Source organism: Escherichia ruysiae (genome assembly GCF_031323975.1).
Classification (GTDB): domain Bacteria; phylum Pseudomonadota; class Gammaproteobacteria; order Enterobacterales; family Enterobacteriaceae; genus Escherichia; species Escherichia ruysiae.
The window spans coordinates 434,210-452,925 of sequence record NZ_JAVIWS010000001.1 but is presented as its reverse complement, the minus strand read 5'-3'; the positions used below and the strand labels follow the sequence as shown (position 1 = coordinate 452,925).

The following is an 18,716-nucleotide window of genomic DNA, read 5'->3' as shown; positions in this document are numbered from 1 at the left end:
GTGGCTGGAGAACTATCATAGCCTGCAATCGGCCGGAGAGCGAAAGGCTATCCGGCCGGCATGAGAATTATCGCCGTGAGCGCACAATCTGATACCTGCGGGTAAAGTACTCAAACGGTGCGCTCCATACATGCACCAGTCGGGTGAACGGGAAGAGCAGGAAGATGGTCATTCCCAACACCAGATGAACGCGGAAGATATATGCTACGCCATCAAGATGCGTCGATGCGCCGCCCTGGAAAGTGACGATGCTTTGCGCCCATCCCACCAGCTTCATCATTTCACTGCCGTCCGGATGTTGTGCTGAAAAGGGTATGGTGGTTAACCCAAGAATGCACTGAATTAACAAAATGGCGAGGATCAGGATATCCGCACCAGAAGACGTCGCCCTGATACGCGGATTTGTTAAACGACGCACCAGCAGCCCCGCACCGCCAATCAGCGTCAACACCCCGCAAATACCGCCGAGGATCATCGCCATCTGCTGTTTTACCGCCACCGGAAGGAACCACGCGTACATCCAGTGCGGCGTTAACATGCCGAACAGATGACCGAAGAAGATCCCCAGAATACCGATATGGAACAAGTTCGACCACAGCACCATTCCGCGTTTATCCAACATCTGGCTTGAGGAGGCACGCCAGGTGTACTGCCCGTAATCGTAGCGCAACCAGCTTCCGAGGATAAAAACCGTGCCACACAAGTACGGGTAGATATCGTAAAAAAAGACGTTCAGATACTGAATCATTTCCCACCTCCCGCACTGATGTCCACATACTGCGGTGCGACATCCTGACTAAAGCGTCGCTGATATTGATTAAGCGGCGAGCTGTCACACGCCGTGGCGTTATCTTCAATAAACTTCACCTGTTCCTCTTCCCACACGGCATCCAGTGCCTGACGGGTGTCGTCGCGCTCCTCGCTGCGTATCTGTTTTGTGACACTGTCACTTGAGAGTGTACTTCCCGCCAGATGCAGCAGGGCGTCAAACAACGGATACCACGGCGCCTCACGTTGTTTTAAGCGCCCGCCGAGCAGGGCGAGGATTGGCGCAACGTTGAGCAAACCTTCTTTAGCCTGGTTGTCGGGTAGCACACTTAAATACTCCAGATACAAAGGCAGATAATCAGGCAACTCGCGACAATTTAGTTGCAGGCCGACTTTTTCATACTCCGCCAGCAGATCCACCATTGCCTGACCGCGATCGCGTGACTCGGCATGAACATGTTCAAATAGCAGCAGCGAGGTGGTACGTCCACGGTCAAACACTTCACACCATTCAGCCTGTTTATCCAACAGCGGCGCATTAAGCAGGTCGCAGGTGAAATCGGTGAGCATCGGCGCGTCGTGGCGAATCAGCGCCAGCGCGTCGTCTTTGTTCTCCCATAGCAGCTCGTCCGGATACTCCATCAACAGGCCAATCACTTTGAGGATTTGCATTATTCCCCCTCCGCTTTATTGCGTACTTCGGTAATGTCGATAGCATCGATCCGGCTACTGTTGAACAGATTGAATTTAGTATCAGAGCCGTGGCAACCGTCGCCAAAAGTAAAGCCGCAGCCGTTGCGTTCACCGAAGGCGTCGCCCGCCATTTCCCGATGACTGGTCGGAATGACAAACCGATCTTCATAGTTGGCGATAGCGAGATAGCGATACATATCTTCCACCTGGGCGACGCTCAGCCCGACTTCGTCGATCGCGCGGGTATCAGTTACACCTTCTACGGTTTGCGAACGCATATAGTGGCGCATTGCCATCATCCGTTTCAGCGCCCGCAGTACAGGGCCGGTATCGCCCGCACTCAACATATTGGCGAGGTATTGCACCGGAATACGCAGGCTTTCGATGGCGGGAAGTACGCCTTCGCTTTTGGGCAGTCCGCCCGCGTCGGCGTAAGACTGAATCGGCGACAGCGGCGGCACGTACCAGACCATCGGCAGGGTGCGATATTCCGGGTGCAACGGTAGCGCCAGTTTCCAGTCCATTGCCATTTTGTAAACCGGTGAACGCTGGGCTGCCTCAATCACGTTTTGCGGGATACCTTGTTTCAGGGCTTCTTCGATCACTGATGGATCGTGCGGATCGAGGAACACTTCGCACTGGCGTTCATAGAGATCAACTTCGCGCTCGGTGCTCGCTGCTTCCTCGATGCGGTCGGCGTCGTAGAGCAGTACACCAAGATAACGAATGCGCCCCACGCAGGTTTCGGAGCAGACCGTGGGCTGACCGGACTCAATTCGCGGATAACAGAAGATGCATTTTTCCGACTTGCCGCTTTTCCAGTTGAAGTAGATTTTTTTGTACGGACAACCGCTAATGCACAAGCGCCAGCCACGACATTTATCCTGATCGATCAGCACAATGCCGTCTTCTTCGCGTTTGTAGATAGCGCCGCTGGGGCAGGTCGCCACGCAGCTGGGGTTGAGGCAGTGTTCGCAAAGGCGCGGCAGGTACATCATGAAAGTGTTTTCAAACTGACCGTACATCTCCTTTTGCATGGCTTCGAAGTTGCGGTCGCGGGCGCGTTTTTCAAACTCGCCGCCCAGCAATTCTTCCCAGTTTGGCCCCCAGATCACTTTGTCCATCCGTTTGCCGTCAATCAGCGAACGTGGGCGGGCAGTGGGAATGTGTTTACCTTCCGGCGCGCTATGCAAATGTTCGTAGTCGAAGGTGAAAGGTTCGTAGTAGTCGTCAATCTGCGGTATCACCGGGTTGGCGAAGATTTTAGTTATTACGCCCATCTTGCTGCCCAGGCGAGGGCGGATCTTGCCATTCACATCACGTACCCAGCCGCCTTGCCACTCTTCCTGATCTTCCCAGTTTTTCGGATAACCAATGCCCGGTTTGGTTTCGACGTTGTTAAACCATGCGTACTCCATGCCTTCGCGCCCGGTCCAGACGTTTTTACAGGTCACCGAACAGGTGTGGCAGCCGATACATTTATCGAGGTTAAGCACCATGCCGACTTGCGAACGTATTTTCATTTTTTCGCCTCCTGTACCTGATCGCGACCTTCATCGTCCAGCCAGTTAACGTTTTTCATCTTACGGATCATGATGAACTCATCGCGGTTCGAGCCGACGGTGCCGTAGTAGTTAAAGCCCCAGGCCAGTTGCGCGTAACCGCCAATCATATGCGTCGGTTTCGGGCAAACGCGGGTGACTGAGTTGTGAATACCGCCGCGCATTCCGGTCACTTCTGAACCGGGGATATTCATAATGCGTTCCTGAGCGTGATACATCATGGTCATGCCCGGCGGCACTCGCTGACTGACTACCGCACGAGCCGTCAGCGCACCGTTGGCGTTAAACACTTCCACCCAGTCGTTATCAACAATGGTCAGTTCGCGGGCATCGGTTTCGCTGATCCAGACAATCGGCCCGCCGCGCGAGAGCGTCAGCATTAGCAGGTTTTCACTGTAGGTAGAGTGAATGCCCCATTTCTGGTGCGGCGTCAGGAAGTTAAGTGCTTTTTCCGGGAAGCCGTTTGGCGGGATCTGACGCATGTCACTGACACTGCGGGTGTCGATAGGCGGGCGATAAGCCACCAGACTTTCACCAAAGGCGCGCATCCAGGGATGATCCTGATAGAGCTGCTGGCGTCCCGACAGCGTGCGCCACGGAATTAACTCGTGAACGTTGGTGTATCCCGCGTTATAGGAGACGTGATCGCTTTCCAGACCGGACCAGGTGGGGCTGGAAATGATTTTACGTGGTTGCGCCTGAATATCGCGAAAGCGAATCTTCTCATCCTCTTTGTGTAGCGCCAGATGAGTATGTTCACGCCCGGTGATCTCGCCCAGCGCCTGCCAGGCTTTTACCGCTACATGGCCGTTGGTTTCCGGTGCCAGCGCCAGAATGACCTCTGATGCATCAATAGCGGTGTCAATCAGCGGACGCCCCTGTGCCGGGCCATCGCGTTTGGTGTAATTGAGTTTGCCGAGGAAATCGATTTCATCCTGGGTATTCCACGAAATCCCTTTACCGCCGTTGCCAAGTTTGTCCATCAACGGCCCCAGCGAGGTAAAACGTTCATAGGTAGCAGGGTAGTCGCGCTCCACCGCCACAATATTCGGCGCGGTCTTACCTGGGATTAGGTCGCATTCGCCTTTGCGCCAGTCGAGCACTTCACACGGTTGGGAGAGTTCAGCCGGAGAGTCGTGCAATAACGGTTGCAGTACAATATCTGTTTCTTTGCCAAGATGTCCCACGCAGACTTGCGAGAATGCTTTGGCGATACCTTTGTAGATTTCCCAGTCGCTGCGTGACTCCCACGCCGGATCGACCGCCGCTGAAAGTGGATGAATAAACGGATGCATATCCGAGGTATTCATATCGTCTTTTTCGTACCAGGTCGCGGTAGGCAGGACGATATCGGAGAATAAACAAGTGCTGGACATGCGGAAGTCGAGCGTCACCAGCAGGTCGAGCTTGCCCTCTATCGCGGCGGTTTGCCACTCGACTTCTTCCGGTTGAATTCCCTCCGTTGGCCCAAGTTCTTCCCCCTGAATACCGCTTTCCGTACCCAGCAGATATTTCTGCATATACTCATGGCCTTTGCCGGAGGAGCCAAGCAGGTTAGAACGCCAGACAAACAGGTTACGCGGATGATTGCTGCCGTTATCTGGCTGCTCGCAGGCCATACGCAAATCACCCGATTTCAGCGCCTGAGCGGTAAATTCAGTGGGTGATAATCCGGCCTTGTCGGCTTCAGCTTTCAACGTGAGCGGATTACGCCCCAACTGCGGCGCAGAAGGTAGCCAGCCCATGCGTTCGGCGCGAACGTTGAAATCAATCAGATGACCGCTGTATTTACTGGCATCGGCGAGCGGTGAGAGCAATTCCTGAGCGGTGACTTTTTCATAGCGCCACTGGCTTGAGTGATTGTAAAAAAATGAGGTGCTGTTCATCTGGCGCGGTGGGCGGTTCCAGTCAAGCGCAAAGGCCAGTGGTAACCAACCGGTTTGCGGACGCAGTTTTTCCTGACCGACATAGTGTGCCCAGCCCCCGCCGCTTTGCCCAACACAACCGCAGAAGATCAACATATTGATCATTCCCCGATAGTTCATATCCATGTGATACCAGTGGTTAACACCAGCACCGAGGATAATCATCGAACGTCCGTGGGTTTTATGGGCGGTATCGGCAAATTCACGGGCGATGGTTTCAATATACTGGCGCGGCACGCCGGTAATTTGCTCGCCCCATGCCGGCGTGTAGGCTTTGATTTCAGCGTAATCTTTCGCGCTGTTTTCGTCTTCCAGCCCGCGATCAAGACCGTAATTCGCCAGTACCAGATCATAAACGCTGACCACCGGACAGACACTGCCATCGGCGAGCGTCAGATTTTTCACCGGAAGCTGGCGTACCAGAATCGGATCGTGTTTTACGCTGCGAAAATGCGGGTTTTCAATGCCGCCAAAGTAGGGAAAAGCCACGCCAGCAACAGCGTCGTGTTGACCGAGCAGGGTTAACGACAATTCGGTTTCTGAACCTGCGGCAATGGATTCCAGATTCCATTTGCCTTTTTCTCCCCAGCGAAAACCAATCGAACCGTTCGGCACCACCAGTTCTCCAGCGGTATTAAACGCCACGGTTTTCCACTGCGGATTGTTGTTTTCGCCCAGCCCGTCAACCAGATCGGATGCCCGTATCATCCGTCCGGGAACGTAGCTGCCATCGTCGCGCTGTTCCAGCATTACCAGCATCGGCATATCGCTGTAGCGACGGCAGTAGTTGATAAAGTAGTCGCTGGGGTTATCGAGGTGGAACTCTTTTAAGATCACATGGCCCATCGCCATTGCCAGCGCGCTATCGGTGCCTTGCTTTGGCGCCAGCCACTGGTCGCACAGTTTTGCTACTTCGGAGTAGTCCGGGGTAATGGCGATAGTTTTGGTGCCTTTGTAGCGCACTTCGGTAAAGAAGTGAGCGTCTGGCGTGCGCGTCTGCGGTACGTTAGACCCCCATGCGATGATGTAGCTGGAGTTATACCAGTCGGCGGATTCCGGTACGTCGGTTTGTTCGCCCCAGGTCATCGGCGAGGCGGGCGGCAGGTCGCAATACCAGTCATAGAAACTTAAGCAGGTGCCGCCTAGCAGTGACAGATAGCGTGTTCCGGCGGCGTAAGAAACCATCGACATCGCCGGGATCGGCGAGAAACCGGCAACGCGATCAGGGCCGTAAGTTTTGATGGTCCAGACATTAGCGGCAGCAATCAGTTGATTCAGTTCCTGCCAGTTGGAGCGGATAAACCCACCGCGCCCGCGTACCTGCTTGTAGCTCAGGCACTTTTGCGGGTCATTCATAATTGATGCCCACGCCAGTACCGGATCGCTGTGTTGTTTAAGTGCTTCGCGCCACAGTTCAATCAGCCGTTTACGAATTAGCGGGTATTTCAGACGGTTTGCACTGTAGAGATACCAGGAGTAACTTGCGCCACGCGGGCAGCCGCGTGGTTCATGATTGGGCAGGTCAGGGCGAGTGCGTGGGTAGTCGGTCTGCTGAATTTCCCAGGTCACCAGGCCATTTTTAACGTAGATTTTCCAGCTACAGGAGCCGGTACAGTTAACGCCGTGGGTGGAACGCACGATTTTGTCGAACTGCCAACGCTGGCGATAGCTGTCCTCCCAGTCGCGGTTGCTATGCATCACCTGTCCGTGACCATCGGCAAAAGTTTCGCCCTTTTGTTTGAAGTAGCGAAAGCGATCCAAAAGTTTACTCATGACATGACTCCTGCTCCAGGAATGATTTGGGATCTGATGCCTTGTCAGATGCGGCATAAACGCCTTATCCGACCTACGGGTGCGACACGTCGCATCAGGCATCGATCTCTTATTTTTGGCTAAACTTCCGCCGACCATAGACCAGCCAGGTCAGCAGTACACAGATGATGTAAAAGATTAAAAACACTTTCATCGCGCCCACCGGAGAGCCTGTCATATTCAGCGACATGCCAAACGCCTGCGGAATAAAAAAGCCGCCAACTGCGCCAATGGCTGAGATAAAGCCCAGCGCCGCCGCCGTTTCGGTGATCGCTTCTCGCTGCGCTTCATCATCGCTGCCACCTTTCATCTTGACGCGATAAATGGTTATCTGGCGGAAGATGACAGCAATCATCTGGAAGGTGGAGCCACTTCCCAGACCCGCTGTCAGGAACAACCCCATAAACACGACGAAAAATGCGATGAAATTGCCGGAACCTGTACCAGGCAGAGTGAGGAACAACAGGGCACTGAAAAGCGCCATAAAAATAAAGTTGATAAGCGTCACCCGCACGCCGCCAAATTTATCGGAGATAGCACCGCCAACTGACCGGGCAATCGCGCCGATAAACGGCCCAAAGAACGCCAGTTGCAGTATATTCACATCCGGGAACTGAGTTTTCGCCAGCATGGCAAAACCAGCGGAAAAACCGATAAACGAACCGAAGGTGGCGAGATAGAGCAGACTCAACAGCCAGAGATGCAGACGTTGTAAAACGGGCAACTGGTCGGCAATTGACGCGCGTGAACTGGCGATATCGTTCATCCCAAACCAGGCGGCGATAGTGGCAATTGCCAGCAGTGGCACCCAAATCCATGCGGCGTTCGCCAGCGACATCACTGAGCCATCGGCCTGTGGTACGCCATTAACACCGAGAAAGGCAAATACCGGAACAAAAATCACCAGTGGCGCAACCAGTTGCATCACGCTGACGCCTAAATTGCCTAATCCGCCATTAATCCCTAATGCGCTACCTTGTTTTGCTTTCGGGAAGAAAAAACTGATATTGCCCATACTGGAAGCAAAATTCGCGCCAGCGAAACCACACAGCAAGGCAATAACAATAAATATTCCAAAAGGAGTATGGGGATTTTGTACGGCAATACCGAGCCAGACGCAGGGAATAATCAGGATCGCGGTACTAAAAACAGTCCAGCGACGCCCACCAAATATAGGCACCATAAAGGAGTAGGGGACACGTAATAATGCGCCAGAAACGGAGGGTAATGCGGTTAATAAAAAAAGCTGATCGGTCGTAAAATTAAAGCCAATTTTATTGAGATTAACGGTGACTGCGCTAAATAACATCCAGACACAGAATGCAAGAAGTAAACAACTGACTGATATCCAGAGATTTCTTCGTGCTATATGTTTTCCTTTATTTTCCCAGAAGGCCGGATTTTCTGGCTTCCAGTCGCGCAAAAGATAACGATTACTTTTCTCATTTTGCAGTGCCATATTCTTCCTCACATGCACACGTTGGTAATGAAAAAAAGAAAGACAGGACGTTGGGCGCGATGACCCACTTTTAGAATTAAGAGAATCAGGTGAGATACTGACTGAAAGAATAGATAAGAAAGCGCAGCCGCGCGGTGAGAATGCGGATTATCTGAAGGGTTATGTGTTACTGAATGTAACAAAGATATATCATTGCCTTCACTAATATTTCAATCCGCATACCCTGAACGAACTTTGTTGCAGCATGAAACTTATCGGTGACGTGTCGCCAGCCAACAGAGCAGAGAGCCGCCACAGACCATGAGTGCGCCTTGCCAGAATGAGAACGATAGCGGTGCGTTGAGTAGCACGGCAGCCAGAGCAGAAGAAAGTACAGGCGTAAAATAAGAACCAACCGCCATAATCGTTACGTTGCCATGTAAAATACCGACATTCCAGGCGGCGTAAGCAAATCCTAAAGTAAATGCCGCAGATATGAGTTTAACGATGACAGGAAAGCTAAAAACCATCTCTGGTTGTGGCGTTATAAAATAGTAAATCCATAGACTTGCCCCCGTCAGAAGAACGAAAACAGTAATGCCGTTAAATCCACGGGCATATTTATTCGTGACTGTGCAATAAGCTGCCCAGATAAACGCACCAATAAACGCCAAAAAATAACTTAATGGACTGGTGGTAATATTATTGATGATTTCATCATATTGTAGCCCGTTGTCGCCGCCTAATACCCAACAGACACCCATCAAAGCTAAAAGCAATCCGGGAATAATCAGCCAGTTTGTTTTCTGACCATTAAAAAGAATGGCGAAAAGTATCGTCAGGCTGGGCCATAAATAGTTCACCATGCCTACTTCTATCGCCTGATGACGGGTAGCAGCATAACCTAAGGAAAGCGCGAGGCAGATTTCATAACTCACGAACAATACGCTGCCAGCAAGTAAATAGCCTTTCGGGATCTGCCGGATACGCGGGAACCCAACGGTGAAGATTAACAGCAGCCCGCTTAATGAATAGATCGCCGCCGCACCACCGACCGGGCCGAGCCCCTCGCTGACGCCGCGAATTAACCCCACCATGGTGCTCCACAGGACGATCGCGATTAGCCCTATGAGCGTTGCTTTTTGTCGTGTCATGCGAGTTGTTTAGTCTCTCTTGCCGTTAAAAATTAAGCTGAAATTTATAGCATTTTTTTAACCGGCCTGTCAGGCAGTGGTGTGTTTTTCTACCGCCATTGAGGTAGGTCAATTTGCGCAGGCGGATTATTTTGTGGCAAACACGTGTTCTTTTTGATTTCGCGCAAAAAGATTCAGAATTTTACTGTTAGTTTCCTCGCGCAGTAATACCCCTGAAAAAAGAGGAAAGCAATGGACGTCAGTCGCAGACAATTTTTTAAAATCTGCGCGGGCGGTATGGCTGGAACAACGGTAGCGGCATTGGGCTTTGCCCCGAAGCAAGCACTGGCTCAGGCGCGAAACTACAAATTATTACGCGCTAAAGAGATCCGTAACACCTGCACATACTGTTCCGTAGGTTGCGGGCTATTGATGTATAGCCTGGGTGATGGCGCGAAAAACGCCAGAGAAGCGATTTATCACATTGAAGGTGACCCGGATCATCCGGTAAGTCGTGGTGCGCTGTGCCCGAAAGGAGCCGGTTTGCTGGATTACGTCAACAGCGAAAACCGTCTGCGTTACCCGGAATATCGTGCGCCTGGTTCTGACAAATGGCAGCGCATTAGCTGGGAAGAAGCATTCTCCCGTATTGCGAAGCTGATGAAAGCTGACCGTGACGCCAACTTTATTGAAAAGAATGAGCAGGGCGTAACGGTAAACCGTTGGCTTTCTACCGGTATGCTGTGTGCCTCCGGCGCCAGCAACGAAACCGGGATGCTGACCCAAAAATTTGCCCGCTCCCTCGGGATGCTGGCGGTAGACAACCAGGCGCGCGTCTGACACGGACCAACGGTAGCAAGTCTTGCTCCAACATTTGGTCGCGGTGCGATGACCAACCACTGGGTGGATATCAAAAACGCTAACGTCGTGATGGTGATGGGCGGTAACGCTGCTGAAGCGCATCCCGTCGGTTTCCGCTGGGCGATGGAAGCGAAAAATAACAACGATGCAACCCTGATCGTTGTCGATCCCCGTTTTACGCGTACCGCTTCTGTGGCGGATATTTACGCACCTATTCGTTCCGGTACGGACATTACGTTCCTGTCTGGCGTTTTGCGCTACCTGATCGAAAACAACAAAATCAATGCCGAATACGTTAAGCATTACACCAACGCCAGCCTGCTGGTGCGTGATGATTTTGCTTTCGAAGACGGTCTGTTCAGCGGTTATGACGCTGAAAAACGCCAGTACGATAAATCGTCCTGGAACTATCAGTTCGATGAAAACGGCTATGCGAAACGCGATGACACGCTGACTCATCCGCGCTGTGTGTGGAACCTGCTAAAAGAGCACGTTTCCCGCTATACGCCGGACGTCGTGGAAAACATCTGCGGTACGCCAAAAGCCGACTTCCTGAAAGTGTGTGAAGTGCTGGCCTCCACCAGCGCGCCGGATCGCACAACCACCTTCCTGTACGCGCTGGGCTGGACGCAGCACACCGTCGGTGCGCAGAACATCCGTACTATGGCGATGATCCAGTTGCTGCTCGGCAACATGGGTATGGCTGGCGGCGGCGTGAACGCACTGCGTGGTCACTCCAACATTCAGGGTCTGACCGACTTAGGTCTGCTCTCTACCAGCCTGCCGGGTTATCTGACGCTGCCGTCAGAAAAACAGGTTGATTTGCAGTCTTATCTGGAAGCGAACACGCCGAAAGCGACGCTGGCGGATCAGGTGAACTACTGGAGCAACTATCCGAAGTTCTTCGTTAGCCTGATGAAATCTTTCTACGGCGATGCCGCGCAGAAAGAGAACAACTGGGGCTACGACTGGCTGCCGAAGTGGGACCAGACCTACGACGTCATCAAGTATTTCAACATGATGGACGAAGGCAAGGTCAGCGGTTATTTCTGCCAGGGCTTTAACCCGGTTGCGTCCTTCCCGGACAAAAACAAAGTGGTTAGCTGCCTGAGTAAGCTGAAGTACATGGTGGTTATCGATCCGCTGGTGACTGAAACGTCTACTTTCTGGCAGAACCACGGCGAGTCGAACGATGTCGATCCTGCGTCTATTCAGACTGAAGTATTCCGTCTGCCTTCGACCTGCTTTGCTGAAGAAGATGGTTCTATCGCTAACTCCGGTCGCTGGTTGCAGTGGCACTGGAAAGGTCAGGACGCGCCGGGCGAAGCGCGTAACGACGGCGAAATTCTGGCGGGTATCTACCATCATCTGCGCGAGCTGTACCAGGCCGAAGGTGGTAAAGGCGTAGAACCGCTGATGAAGATGAGCTGGAACTACAAGCAACCGCACGAGCCGCAGTCTGACGAAGTGGCAAAAGAGAACAACGGCTATGCGCTGGAAGATCTCTATGATGCCAATGGCGTGCTGATTGCGAAGAAAGGTCAGTTGCTGAGTAGCTTTGCGCATCTGCGTGATGACGGTACGACTGCATCTTCTTGCTGGATCTATACCGGTAGCTGGACAGAGCAGGGCAACCAGATGGCCAACCGTGATAACTCCGACCCGTCCGGTCTGGGGAATACGCTGGGATGGGCCTGGGCGTGGCCGCTCAACCGTCGCGTGCTGTACAACCGTGCTTCAGCGGATATCAACGGTAAACCGTGGGATCCGAAACGAATGCTGATCCAGTGGAACGGCAGCAAGTGGACGGGTAACGATATTCCTGACTTCGGCAATGCCGCGCCGGGTACGCCAACCGGGCCGTTTATCATGCAGCCGGAAGGGATGGGACGCCTGTTTGCCATTAACAAAATGGCGGAAGGTCCGTTCCCGGAACACTACGAGCCAATTGAAACGCCGCTGGGAACTAACCCGCTGCATCCGAACGTGGTTTCTAACCCGGTCGTTCGTCTGTATGAACAAGACGCGCTGCGGATGGGTAAAAAAGAGCAGTTCCCGTATGTGGGTACGACCTATCGTCTGACCGAGCACTTCCACACCTGGACCAAGCACGCATTGCTCAACGCAATCGCCCAGCCGGAACAGTTTGTGGAGATTAGCGAAACGCTGGCGGCGGCGAAAGGCATTGCCAATGGTGACCGTGTCACTGTCTCCAGCAAGCGTGGCTTTATCCGCGCGGTGGCTGTGGTAACGCGCCGTCTGAAACCGCTGAATGTAAACGGTCAGCAGGTTGAAACGGTGGGTATTCCAATCCACTGGGGCTTTGAGGGTGTCGCGCGTAAAGGTTATATCGCTAACACTCTGACGCCAAATGTCGGTGATGCAAACTCGCAAACGCCGGAATATAAAGCGTTCTTAGTAAACATCGAGAAGGCGTAAGGGGGCGAACAGATGGCTATGGAAACGCAGGACATTATCAAAAGGTCCGCAACTAACTCCATCACGCCGCCTTCTCAGGTGCGTGATTACAAAGCAGAAGTCGCGAAACTTATCGACGTTTCCACCTGTATCGGCTGTAAAGCCTGTCAGGTGGCGTGTTCGGAGTGGAACGACATCCGTGATGAAGTGGGGCACTGCGTCGGGGTTTATGATAACCCCGCCGATCTGAGCGCCAAGTCCTGGACGGTGATGCGCTTTAGCGAAACCGAACAGAACGGCAAGCTGGAGTGGCTGATCCGTAAAGATGGCTGTATGCACTGTGAAGATCCGGGCTGCCTGAAGGCGTGCCCGTCTGCTGGTGCAATCATTCAGTACGCTAACGGGATTGTCGATTTCCAGTCGGAAAACTGCATCGGCTGTGGTTACTGCATTGCCGGGTGTCCGTTTAATATTCCGCGCCTCAACAAAGAGGATAACCGGGTATATAAATGCACGCTCTGCGTCGATCGCGTCAGCGTCGGCCAGGAACCGGCTTGTGTGAAAACCTGTCCGACCGGGGCTATCCACTTCGGCACCAAGAAGGAGATGCTGGAGCTGGCGGAACAGCGCGTGGCAAAACTGAAAGCGCGTGGTTACGAACATGCTGGCGTCTACAACCCGGAAGGGGTCGGTGGTACGCACGTTATGTACGTGCTGCATCACGCCGATCAGCCGGAGCTGTATCATGGTCTGCCGAAAGATCCGAAGATCGATACCTCGGTAAGCCTGTGGAAAGGCGCGTTGAAACCGCTGGCAGCGGCTGGCTTTATTGCCACTTTTGCCGGGTTGATTTTCCACTACATCGGTATTGGCCCGAATAAGGAAGTGGACGATGACGAGGAGGATCATCATGAGTAAGTCGAAAATGATTGTGCGCACCAAATTTATTGATCGCGCCTGTCACTGGACCGTGGTGATTTGCTTCTTCCTGGTGGCGCTGTCCGGGATTTCGTTCTTCTTCCCGACGCTGCAATGGCTGACGCAAACCTTCGGTACGCCGCAGATGGGACGCATTTTGCACCCGTTCTTCGGCATTGCGATTTTCGTCGCGCTGATGTTTATGTTTGTGCGTTTTGTGCATCACAACATCCCGGATAAGAAAGATATTCCGTGGCTGTTGAACATTGTCGAAGTATTAAAAGGCAATGAGCACAAAGTGGCGGATGTTGGTAAGTACAACGCCGGGCAAAAGATGATGTTCTGGTCGATCATGAGCATGATTTTCGTGCTGCTGGTGACCGGGGTGATTATCTGGCGTCCGTACTTTGCGCAGTACTTCCCGATGCAGGTTGTTCGCTACAGCCTGCTGATCCACGCGGCTGCCGGTATCATCCTGATCCACGCCATCCTGATCCATATGTATATGGCATTCTGGGTGAAAGGGTCGATTAAAGGGATGATCGAAGGGAAGGTGAGCCGTCGCTGGGCGAAGAAACACCACCCGCGCTGGTATCGTGAAATCGAGAAGGCAGAAGCAAAAAAAGAGAGTGAAGAAGGGATATAATCTCTTTTGAACTTTAAGCTGAAAATGGCGCTGTAAAAGGCGCCATTTTTTTATTGCGTAACCAGACGGCGTAGTCGCGACACATCCACCGTTTTTTCAGCCTCTGCCAGACTCCACGCGTTTTGCAGATTCAACCACATTTGCGGCGAACTGCCGATCACCACGGAAAGTTTAATCGCCATTTCTGGCGTCAAAGCCGCTTTTCCGGTCAGCAATCGGCTTGCCGTTGAGGGCGCAATTTCCATTGCTCTGGCAAATTCGCGCAGGCTGACGTTCAGCTCGTCCAGTGATTCCTGAATGATGTCCCCCGGACGGGGATGATTGGCCATTTTCATCAGTGATAGTCCTCGTAATCCAGTATGTATGCATCGCCATTGACGAACTCAAACGTTATCCGCCAGTTGCCCGAGACAGAGATTGCCCAAATTCCATCGCGATCGCCGCTTAACGGGTGTAGTCGGTAACCTGGCATATCGATATCAGCAAGACAGCTTGCTGCATCAATTACAGCGAGTCGGTGGCGTAATCTTTTGACTTGCGTCGGTATAACGCCGGAGGTTTTGCCAAGAAGAAACAAGTCACGCAATCCCTTGTGTCTGAAATTCATTATCATCTCTTCATCCTTGTTCCTTCGAAAGGAACACTATCACTATTGTTCCGTGCAGCGCAACAAATTTCGCTACGTTTTCGCGAATTGTGAGGGGAAAGATGAGGGAGGAAAAGAAGAAGAGTTAAATAGCGGAAAGCGTCTCGCAAAACAGGCTGCGACACCAGGACTGGCAGTCGCAGCAATGGTCTCTTAGCGGCGGAAATCAATCACCATACGGCCACGGATTTTGCCTTCTTCCATCTCGGTAAAGATGGTGTTGATGTCCGCTAACGGACGCAGGGCGACTTTCGGCACCACTTTGCCTTCGGCGGCAAACTGGAAGGCTTCAGTTAAATCCTGGCGCGTGCCGACCAGCGAACCGACCACTTCAATACCATCCAGCACAAGACGTGGGATATCCAGGCTCATAGACTCCGGCGGCAGACCGACAGCCACAACACGACCGCCTGCACGGACAGCATCAACTGCCGAGTTAAACGCAGCTTTAGCTACTGCTGTTACCACCGCAGCGTGAGCGCCACCGGTTTTCTCCTGCACAATTTTGGCGGCGTCTTCGGTGCGTGAGTTAATCGCTAAATCTGCCCCCATTTCAGTCGCCAGTTTTAACTGCTCATCATTGACATCAATGGCGATCACTTTGGCGTTAAAGACATTCTTCGCGTATTGCAGGGCGAGGTTACCCAGACCGCCAAGACCGTAGATAGCAATCCACTGACCGGGACGAATTTTTGACAGTTTAACCGCTTTGTAGGTGGTGACCCCCGCACAGGTAATGCTGCTGGCCGCCGCCGAGTCCAGACCATCTGGCACTTTTACCGCGTAATCGGCGACCACGATGCACTCTTCCGCCATCCCGCCATCAACGCTGTATCCGGCATTTTTAACTGAACGGCAGAGCGTTTCGTTACCACTGTTACAGTATTCGCAATGACCGCATCCTTCGTAAAACCACGCCACGCTGGCACGATCGCCTGGTTTTAATGAGGTGACACCTGGGCCAACTTCTGCTACCACACCGATGCCTTCATGGCCCAGAATTACGCCGGTTTTGTCACCAAAATCGCCATTCTTAACATGAAGATCGGTATGACATACACCACAACACTCCATTTTCAGCAGGGCTTCGCCATGTTTCAGTGAGCGCAGTGTTTTATCCGTAACGTCAACATGATGATCCTTCGTAACAACTGCAGCCTTCATAGTTCCTCCTTTTCGGATGATGTTCTGCATAGCAGGTGAGGCAAATGAGATTTATTCGCCACTACCCAGTATGGATGAGATCTGAAAAAGGGAGAGGGAAATTGCCCGGTAGCCTTCACTACCGGGCGCAGGCTTAGATGGAGGTACGGCGGTAGTCGCGGTATTCGGCTTGCCAGAAATTATCGTCAATGGCTTGTTGCAAAGCTTCGGCAGACGTTTTCACCGCCACGCCTTGCTGCTGCGCCATTTTGCCAACCGCAAACGCAATTGCGCGGGAGACTTTCTGAATATCTTTCAGTTCCGGCAGTACCAGACCTTCGCCGTTCAGCACCAGCGGCGAATACTGAGCAAGCGTTTCACTTGCCGACATTAACATCTCATCGGTGATACGTGACGCGCCGGAAGCAATAACGCCCAGCCCGATGCCAGGGAAAATAAAGGCGTTGTTGCACTGGGCGATAGGGTAGATTTTATCTTTCCATACCACTGGATTAAACGGGCTACCGGTGGCGACCAGCGCGTTACCTTCGGTCCAGGCGATAATGTCCTGCGGTGTGGCTTCCACGCGTGACGTCGGGTTAGACAGCGGCATCACGATCGGACGCGGACAGTGTTTATGCATCTCACGGATGATCTCTTCCGTAAACAGCCCGGTCTGTCCTGAGACGCCAATCAGAATATCTGGTTTTACATTGCGCACCACATCCAGCAGTGACAGCACATCGCTGTCGGTATCCCAGTCACTAAGATTTTCGCGTTTCTGCACCAGTTTGGTCTGGAAAGGCAGTAGGTTTGGCATCTTGTCGGTGAGCAGACCAAAGCGATCGACCATAAACACTTTCTGTCGCGCCGCTTCTTCGCTTAATCCTTCGCGCTGGGTCTGGGCGATAATCATTTCGGCAATGCCGCATCCCGCTGAACCGGCGCCGAGGAAGACAATCTTTTTCTCGCTTAACTGACCACCTGCTGCGCGGCTGGCTGCGATCAGTGTGCCGACCGTTACCGCTGCGGTGCCCTGAATGTCATCGTTAAAAGAACAAATTTCATGGCGATAGCGGTTAAGCAACGGCATCGCATTTTTTTGTGCAAAGTCTTCAAACTGCAGCAACACGTTCGGCCAGCGTTGCTTCACTGCCTGGATAAATTCGTCAACGAATTCATAGTATTCATCGTCAGTGATGCGCGGATTACGCCAGCCCATATACAACGGGTCGTTAAGCAGTTGCTGGTTGTTGGTGCCGACGTCTAGCACCACCGGAAGGGTATACGCCGGGCTGATGCCGCCACAGGCGGTATAGAGCGACAGTTTACCGATCGGAATACCCATCCCGCCGATGCCCTGGTCACCAAGACCCAGGATACGTTCGCCATCCGTCACCACAATCACTTTAATATTATGGTTCGGCACGTTTTGCAGAATATCGTCCATATTGTGCCGGTTCTGGTAAGAGATAAACACGCCGCGTGAACGGCGGTAGATCTCAGAAAAACGCTCACAGGCTGCGCCGACGGTTGGGGTATAAATAACAGGCATCATCTCATCAAGATGATTGTTTACCAGACGGTAGAAGAGGGTTTCGTTAGTGTCCTGGATGTTACGCAGGTAGATGTGTTTGTCGATTTCGGTTTTGAATCCCTGATACTGGATCCATGCTCGTTCCGCTTGTTCTTCGATGGTTTCGACCACCTCCGGCAGTAACCCCAGCAGGTTGAAGTTACGGCGTTCTTCCATGCTGAAGGCGCTGCCTTTATTCAACAACGGAAATTCCAGCAGTACAGGGCCAGCGTAAGGAATATAAAGCGAACGCTGTTTTTTTGTTTTTGGTTCCATGTCACTCACTCTTTTTTGAATATCCATCCCTGGGGTGCTTTTATCGTCTTTGCTTTACCGCCAGGGCGTCGCCCCCAAGTATAAAGCAGATAAAAACAAAAACACCATTGCGCAGGCAATGGTGTTTAATCGTCATTGAGGACTGATTGTTAAGGATTACTTTTCAGCGGGGCATTTTCTGCCGGTTGGGTTATTTACCACGCTGGATTTGTCACCTTCGGTAACTATTTTGCGCTGGTTAGAAATTTTATGATCCAGTCCAAGAATATGACGTGCCTGACGGTTCGATTTCATTTGTACTCCTCAATCCTGTTGCTAGTTTTAAGGACAACATCGCCGTAGCGAAGAAACACGTGCTAAACCCCTAAATTAGGTTGCCGATCAAGCATAGCAGCTTAAAGCATAGGGTGCTGGCCACTGACCACATAATTGATCGTTTGCTGGTAGATATCACTGAGGATGTCGTTATCAGAAGCTTCCACCCATTTGGTCAGCTCCATGAGAATGTCATCTTCAGTGACAACACCGTGCTCTGCCCGAAGGCCTTGCTCAATGGCATTAACCAGAGCGGGTTCTGCTGTTGAATTTTCTGCCTGATAATAAGTAAACATAGTGATTCTCCGTGTCTGTGTATTTATGGTGTCTGCTACGGATCGCAGATTTATAAAGCACATTCAGCATGGCAAATATTTGCCGCTTCGTTGTTAAGATTAGTCCTGGTTGATGTGTTTTATATTTTAACTGCATGATATTCATGACTATTGTTATTGGCATTCGTTGCTTGATATTGCTGCAATATCTTTTAAACCATATATTCCCCGCCTTCTGTTGTGGTAATTTTATTTAAGTTCGGAGGTAATATTTTCGCCGGATTTTATTCGGAATATCCTGCTTATCCTCG

15 protein-coding genes are annotated in these 18,716 nt (G+C 52.0%); 3 read left to right on the top strand and 12 right to left on the bottom strand.

The window, feature by feature from the left end; translation table 11 throughout:
* Positions 1 to 67 precede the first annotated feature (67 nt).
* From narI to yddG, 6 genes are all read right to left on the bottom strand, one after another.
* A complete protein-coding gene (narI, locus tag RGV86_RS02380) occupies positions 68 to 748 on the bottom strand; it encodes a respiratory nitrate reductase subunit gamma (RefSeq protein WP_000617141.1) in 681 nt (226 codons plus the stop codon).
* Positions 745 to 1,440, bottom strand: coding sequence for a nitrate reductase molybdenum cofactor assembly chaperone (gene narW / locus RGV86_RS02375; protein ID WP_001166380.1), 696 nt, complete (start codon positions 1,438 to 1,440; stop codon positions 745 to 747). The genes narI and narW overlap by 4 nt, the downstream gene beginning before the upstream one ends.
* On the bottom strand, positions 1,440 to 2,984 hold the full coding sequence (gene narH, locus RGV86_RS02370) for a nitrate reductase subunit beta (RefSeq protein ID WP_000702538.1): 1,545 nt from the start codon (positions 2,982 to 2,984) through the stop codon (positions 1,440 to 1,442). Before narH ends, narW begins: the two co-directional genes overlap by 1 nt.
* Complete coding sequence (gene narZ / locus RGV86_RS02365; protein WP_085460731.1) at positions 2,981 to 6,721, bottom strand: nitrate reductase Z subunit alpha; 3,741 nt, start codon at positions 6,719 to 6,721, stop codon at positions 2,981 to 2,983. The genes narH and narZ overlap by 4 nt, the downstream gene beginning before the upstream one ends.
* 109 nt (positions 6,722 to 6,830) lie before the next feature.
* Positions 6,831 to 8,219 (bottom strand): nitrate/nitrite transporter NarU, encoded by a 1,389-nt coding sequence (narU, locus tag RGV86_RS02360; RefSeq protein WP_001207929.1) that lies wholly within the window; start codon positions 8,217 to 8,219, stop codon positions 6,831 to 6,833.
* Between the two features lie 251 nt (positions 8,220 to 8,470).
* Entirely contained in the window at positions 8,471 to 9,352 is an 882-nt protein-coding gene (gene yddG, locus RGV86_RS02355) for an aromatic amino acid efflux DMT transporter YddG (protein ID WP_010347315.1), read from the bottom strand.
* A gap of 231 nt (positions 9,353 to 9,583) precedes the next feature.
* Between yddG and fdnG the strand changes: the two genes are divergently transcribed.
* Genes fdnG through fdnI form a run of 3 tightly spaced genes read left to right on the top strand, consistent with a single transcriptional unit; the run spans position 9,584 to position 14,174 of the window.
* Positions 9,584 to 12,631 carry a formate dehydrogenase-N subunit alpha gene (gene fdnG, locus RGV86_RS02350; protein ID WP_085460729.1) on the top strand — a complete coding sequence of 1,016 codons (3,048 nt, stop codon included), beginning with the start codon at positions 9,584 to 9,586 and terminating at the stop codon, positions 12,629 to 12,631.
* A gap of 12 nt (positions 12,632 to 12,643) precedes the next feature.
* The gene (gene fdnH / locus RGV86_RS02345) at positions 12,644 to 13,528 is read left to right on the top strand and encodes a formate dehydrogenase N subunit beta (RefSeq protein ID WP_001240582.1); all 885 of its coding nucleotides are present in this window, start codon (positions 12,644 to 12,646) and stop codon (positions 13,526 to 13,528) included.
* A complete protein-coding gene (gene fdnI / locus RGV86_RS02340) occupies positions 13,521 to 14,174 on the top strand; it encodes a formate dehydrogenase-N subunit gamma (protein WP_000045648.1) in 654 nt (217 codons plus the stop codon). Before fdnH ends, fdnI begins: the two co-directional genes overlap by 8 nt.
* 50 nt (positions 14,175 to 14,224) lie before the next feature.
* Here fdnI and RGV86_RS02335 read toward each other — a convergent pair whose 3' ends face one another.
* The 6 genes from RGV86_RS02335 to bdm all read right to left on the bottom strand — a co-directional run bounded on the left by RGV86_RS02335 (position 14,225) and on the right by bdm (position 18,426).
* The gene (locus tag RGV86_RS02335) at positions 14,225 to 14,509 is read right to left on the bottom strand and encodes a HigA family addiction module antitoxin (RefSeq protein WP_000781370.1); all 285 of its coding nucleotides are present in this window, start codon (positions 14,507 to 14,509) and stop codon (positions 14,225 to 14,227) included.
* The gene (locus RGV86_RS02330; RefSeq protein WP_000605676.1) at positions 14,509 to 14,787 is read right to left on the bottom strand and encodes a type II toxin-antitoxin system RelE/ParE family toxin; all 279 of its coding nucleotides are present in this window, start codon (positions 14,785 to 14,787) and stop codon (positions 14,509 to 14,511) included. Before RGV86_RS02330 ends, RGV86_RS02335 begins: the two co-directional genes overlap by 1 nt.
* A gap of 186 nt (positions 14,788 to 14,973) precedes the next feature.
* The gene (gene adhP, locus RGV86_RS02325; protein ID WP_000642407.1) at positions 14,974 to 15,984 is read right to left on the bottom strand and encodes an alcohol dehydrogenase AdhP; all 1,011 of its coding nucleotides are present in this window, start codon (positions 15,982 to 15,984) and stop codon (positions 14,974 to 14,976) included.
* Positions 15,985 to 16,117: 133 nt separating this feature from the next.
* Complete coding sequence (gene maeA / locus RGV86_RS02320; protein WP_000433478.1) at positions 16,118 to 17,815, bottom strand: malate dehydrogenase; 1,698 nt, start codon at positions 17,813 to 17,815, stop codon at positions 16,118 to 16,120.
* A gap of 156 nt (positions 17,816 to 17,971) precedes the next feature.
* Positions 17,972 to 18,109, bottom strand: coding sequence for a stationary-phase-induced ribosome-associated protein (gene sra / locus RGV86_RS02315; protein ID WP_000841553.1), 138 nt, complete (start codon positions 18,107 to 18,109; stop codon positions 17,972 to 17,974).
* A 101-nt stretch (positions 18,110 to 18,210) separates the two neighbouring features.
* Positions 18,211 to 18,426, bottom strand: coding sequence for a biofilm-dependent modulation protein (bdm, locus tag RGV86_RS02310; RefSeq protein WP_000495764.1), 216 nt, complete (start codon positions 18,424 to 18,426; stop codon positions 18,211 to 18,213).
* Positions 18,427 to 18,716 lie beyond the last annotated feature (290 nt).

Bases quoted from the DNA above. Each gene is read 5' to 3' on its own strand.
- narI (WP_000617141.1), bottom strand. From the start codon at position 748: ATGATTCAGTATCTGAACGTCTTTTTTTACGATATCTACCCGTACTTG.
- narW (WP_001166380.1), bottom strand. From the start codon at position 1,440: ATGCAAATCCTCAAAGTGATTGGCCTGTTGATGGAGTATCCGGACGAG.
- narH (WP_000702538.1), bottom strand. From the start codon at position 2,984: ATGAAAATACGTTCGCAAGTCGGCATGGTGCTTAACCTCGATAAATGT.
- narZ (WP_085460731.1), bottom strand. From the start codon at position 6,721: ATGAGTAAACTTTTGGATCGCTTTCGCTACTTCAAACAAAAGGGCGAA.
- narU (WP_001207929.1), bottom strand. From the start codon at position 8,219: ATGGCACTGCAAAATGAGAAAAGTAATCGTTATCTTTTGCGCGACTGG.
- yddG (WP_010347315.1), bottom strand. From the start codon at position 9,352: ATGACACGACAAAAAGCAACGCTCATAGGGCTAATCGCGATCGTCCTG.
- fdnH (WP_001240582.1), top strand. From the start codon at position 12,644: ATGGCTATGGAAACGCAGGACATTATCAAAAGGTCCGCAACTAACTCC.
- fdnI (WP_000045648.1), top strand. From the start codon at position 13,521: ATGAGTAAGTCGAAAATGATTGTGCGCACCAAATTTATTGATCGCGCC.
- RGV86_RS02335 (WP_000781370.1), bottom strand. From the start codon at position 14,509: ATGAAAATGGCCAATCATCCCCGTCCGGGGGACATCATTCAGGAATCA.
- RGV86_RS02330 (WP_000605676.1), bottom strand. From the start codon at position 14,787: ATGATAATGAATTTCAGACACAAGGGATTGCGTGACTTGTTTCTTCTT.
- adhP (WP_000642407.1), bottom strand. From the start codon at position 15,984: ATGAAGGCTGCAGTTGTTACGAAGGATCATCATGTTGACGTTACGGAT.
- maeA (WP_000433478.1), bottom strand. From the start codon at position 17,815: ATGGAACCAAAAACAAAAAAACAGCGTTCGCTTTATATTCCTTACGCT.
- sra (WP_000841553.1), bottom strand. From the start codon at position 18,109: ATGAAATCGAACCGTCAGGCACGTCATATTCTTGGACTGGATCATAAA.
- bdm (WP_000495764.1), bottom strand. From the start codon at position 18,426: ATGTTTACTTATTATCAGGCAGAAAATTCAACAGCAGAACCCGCTCTG.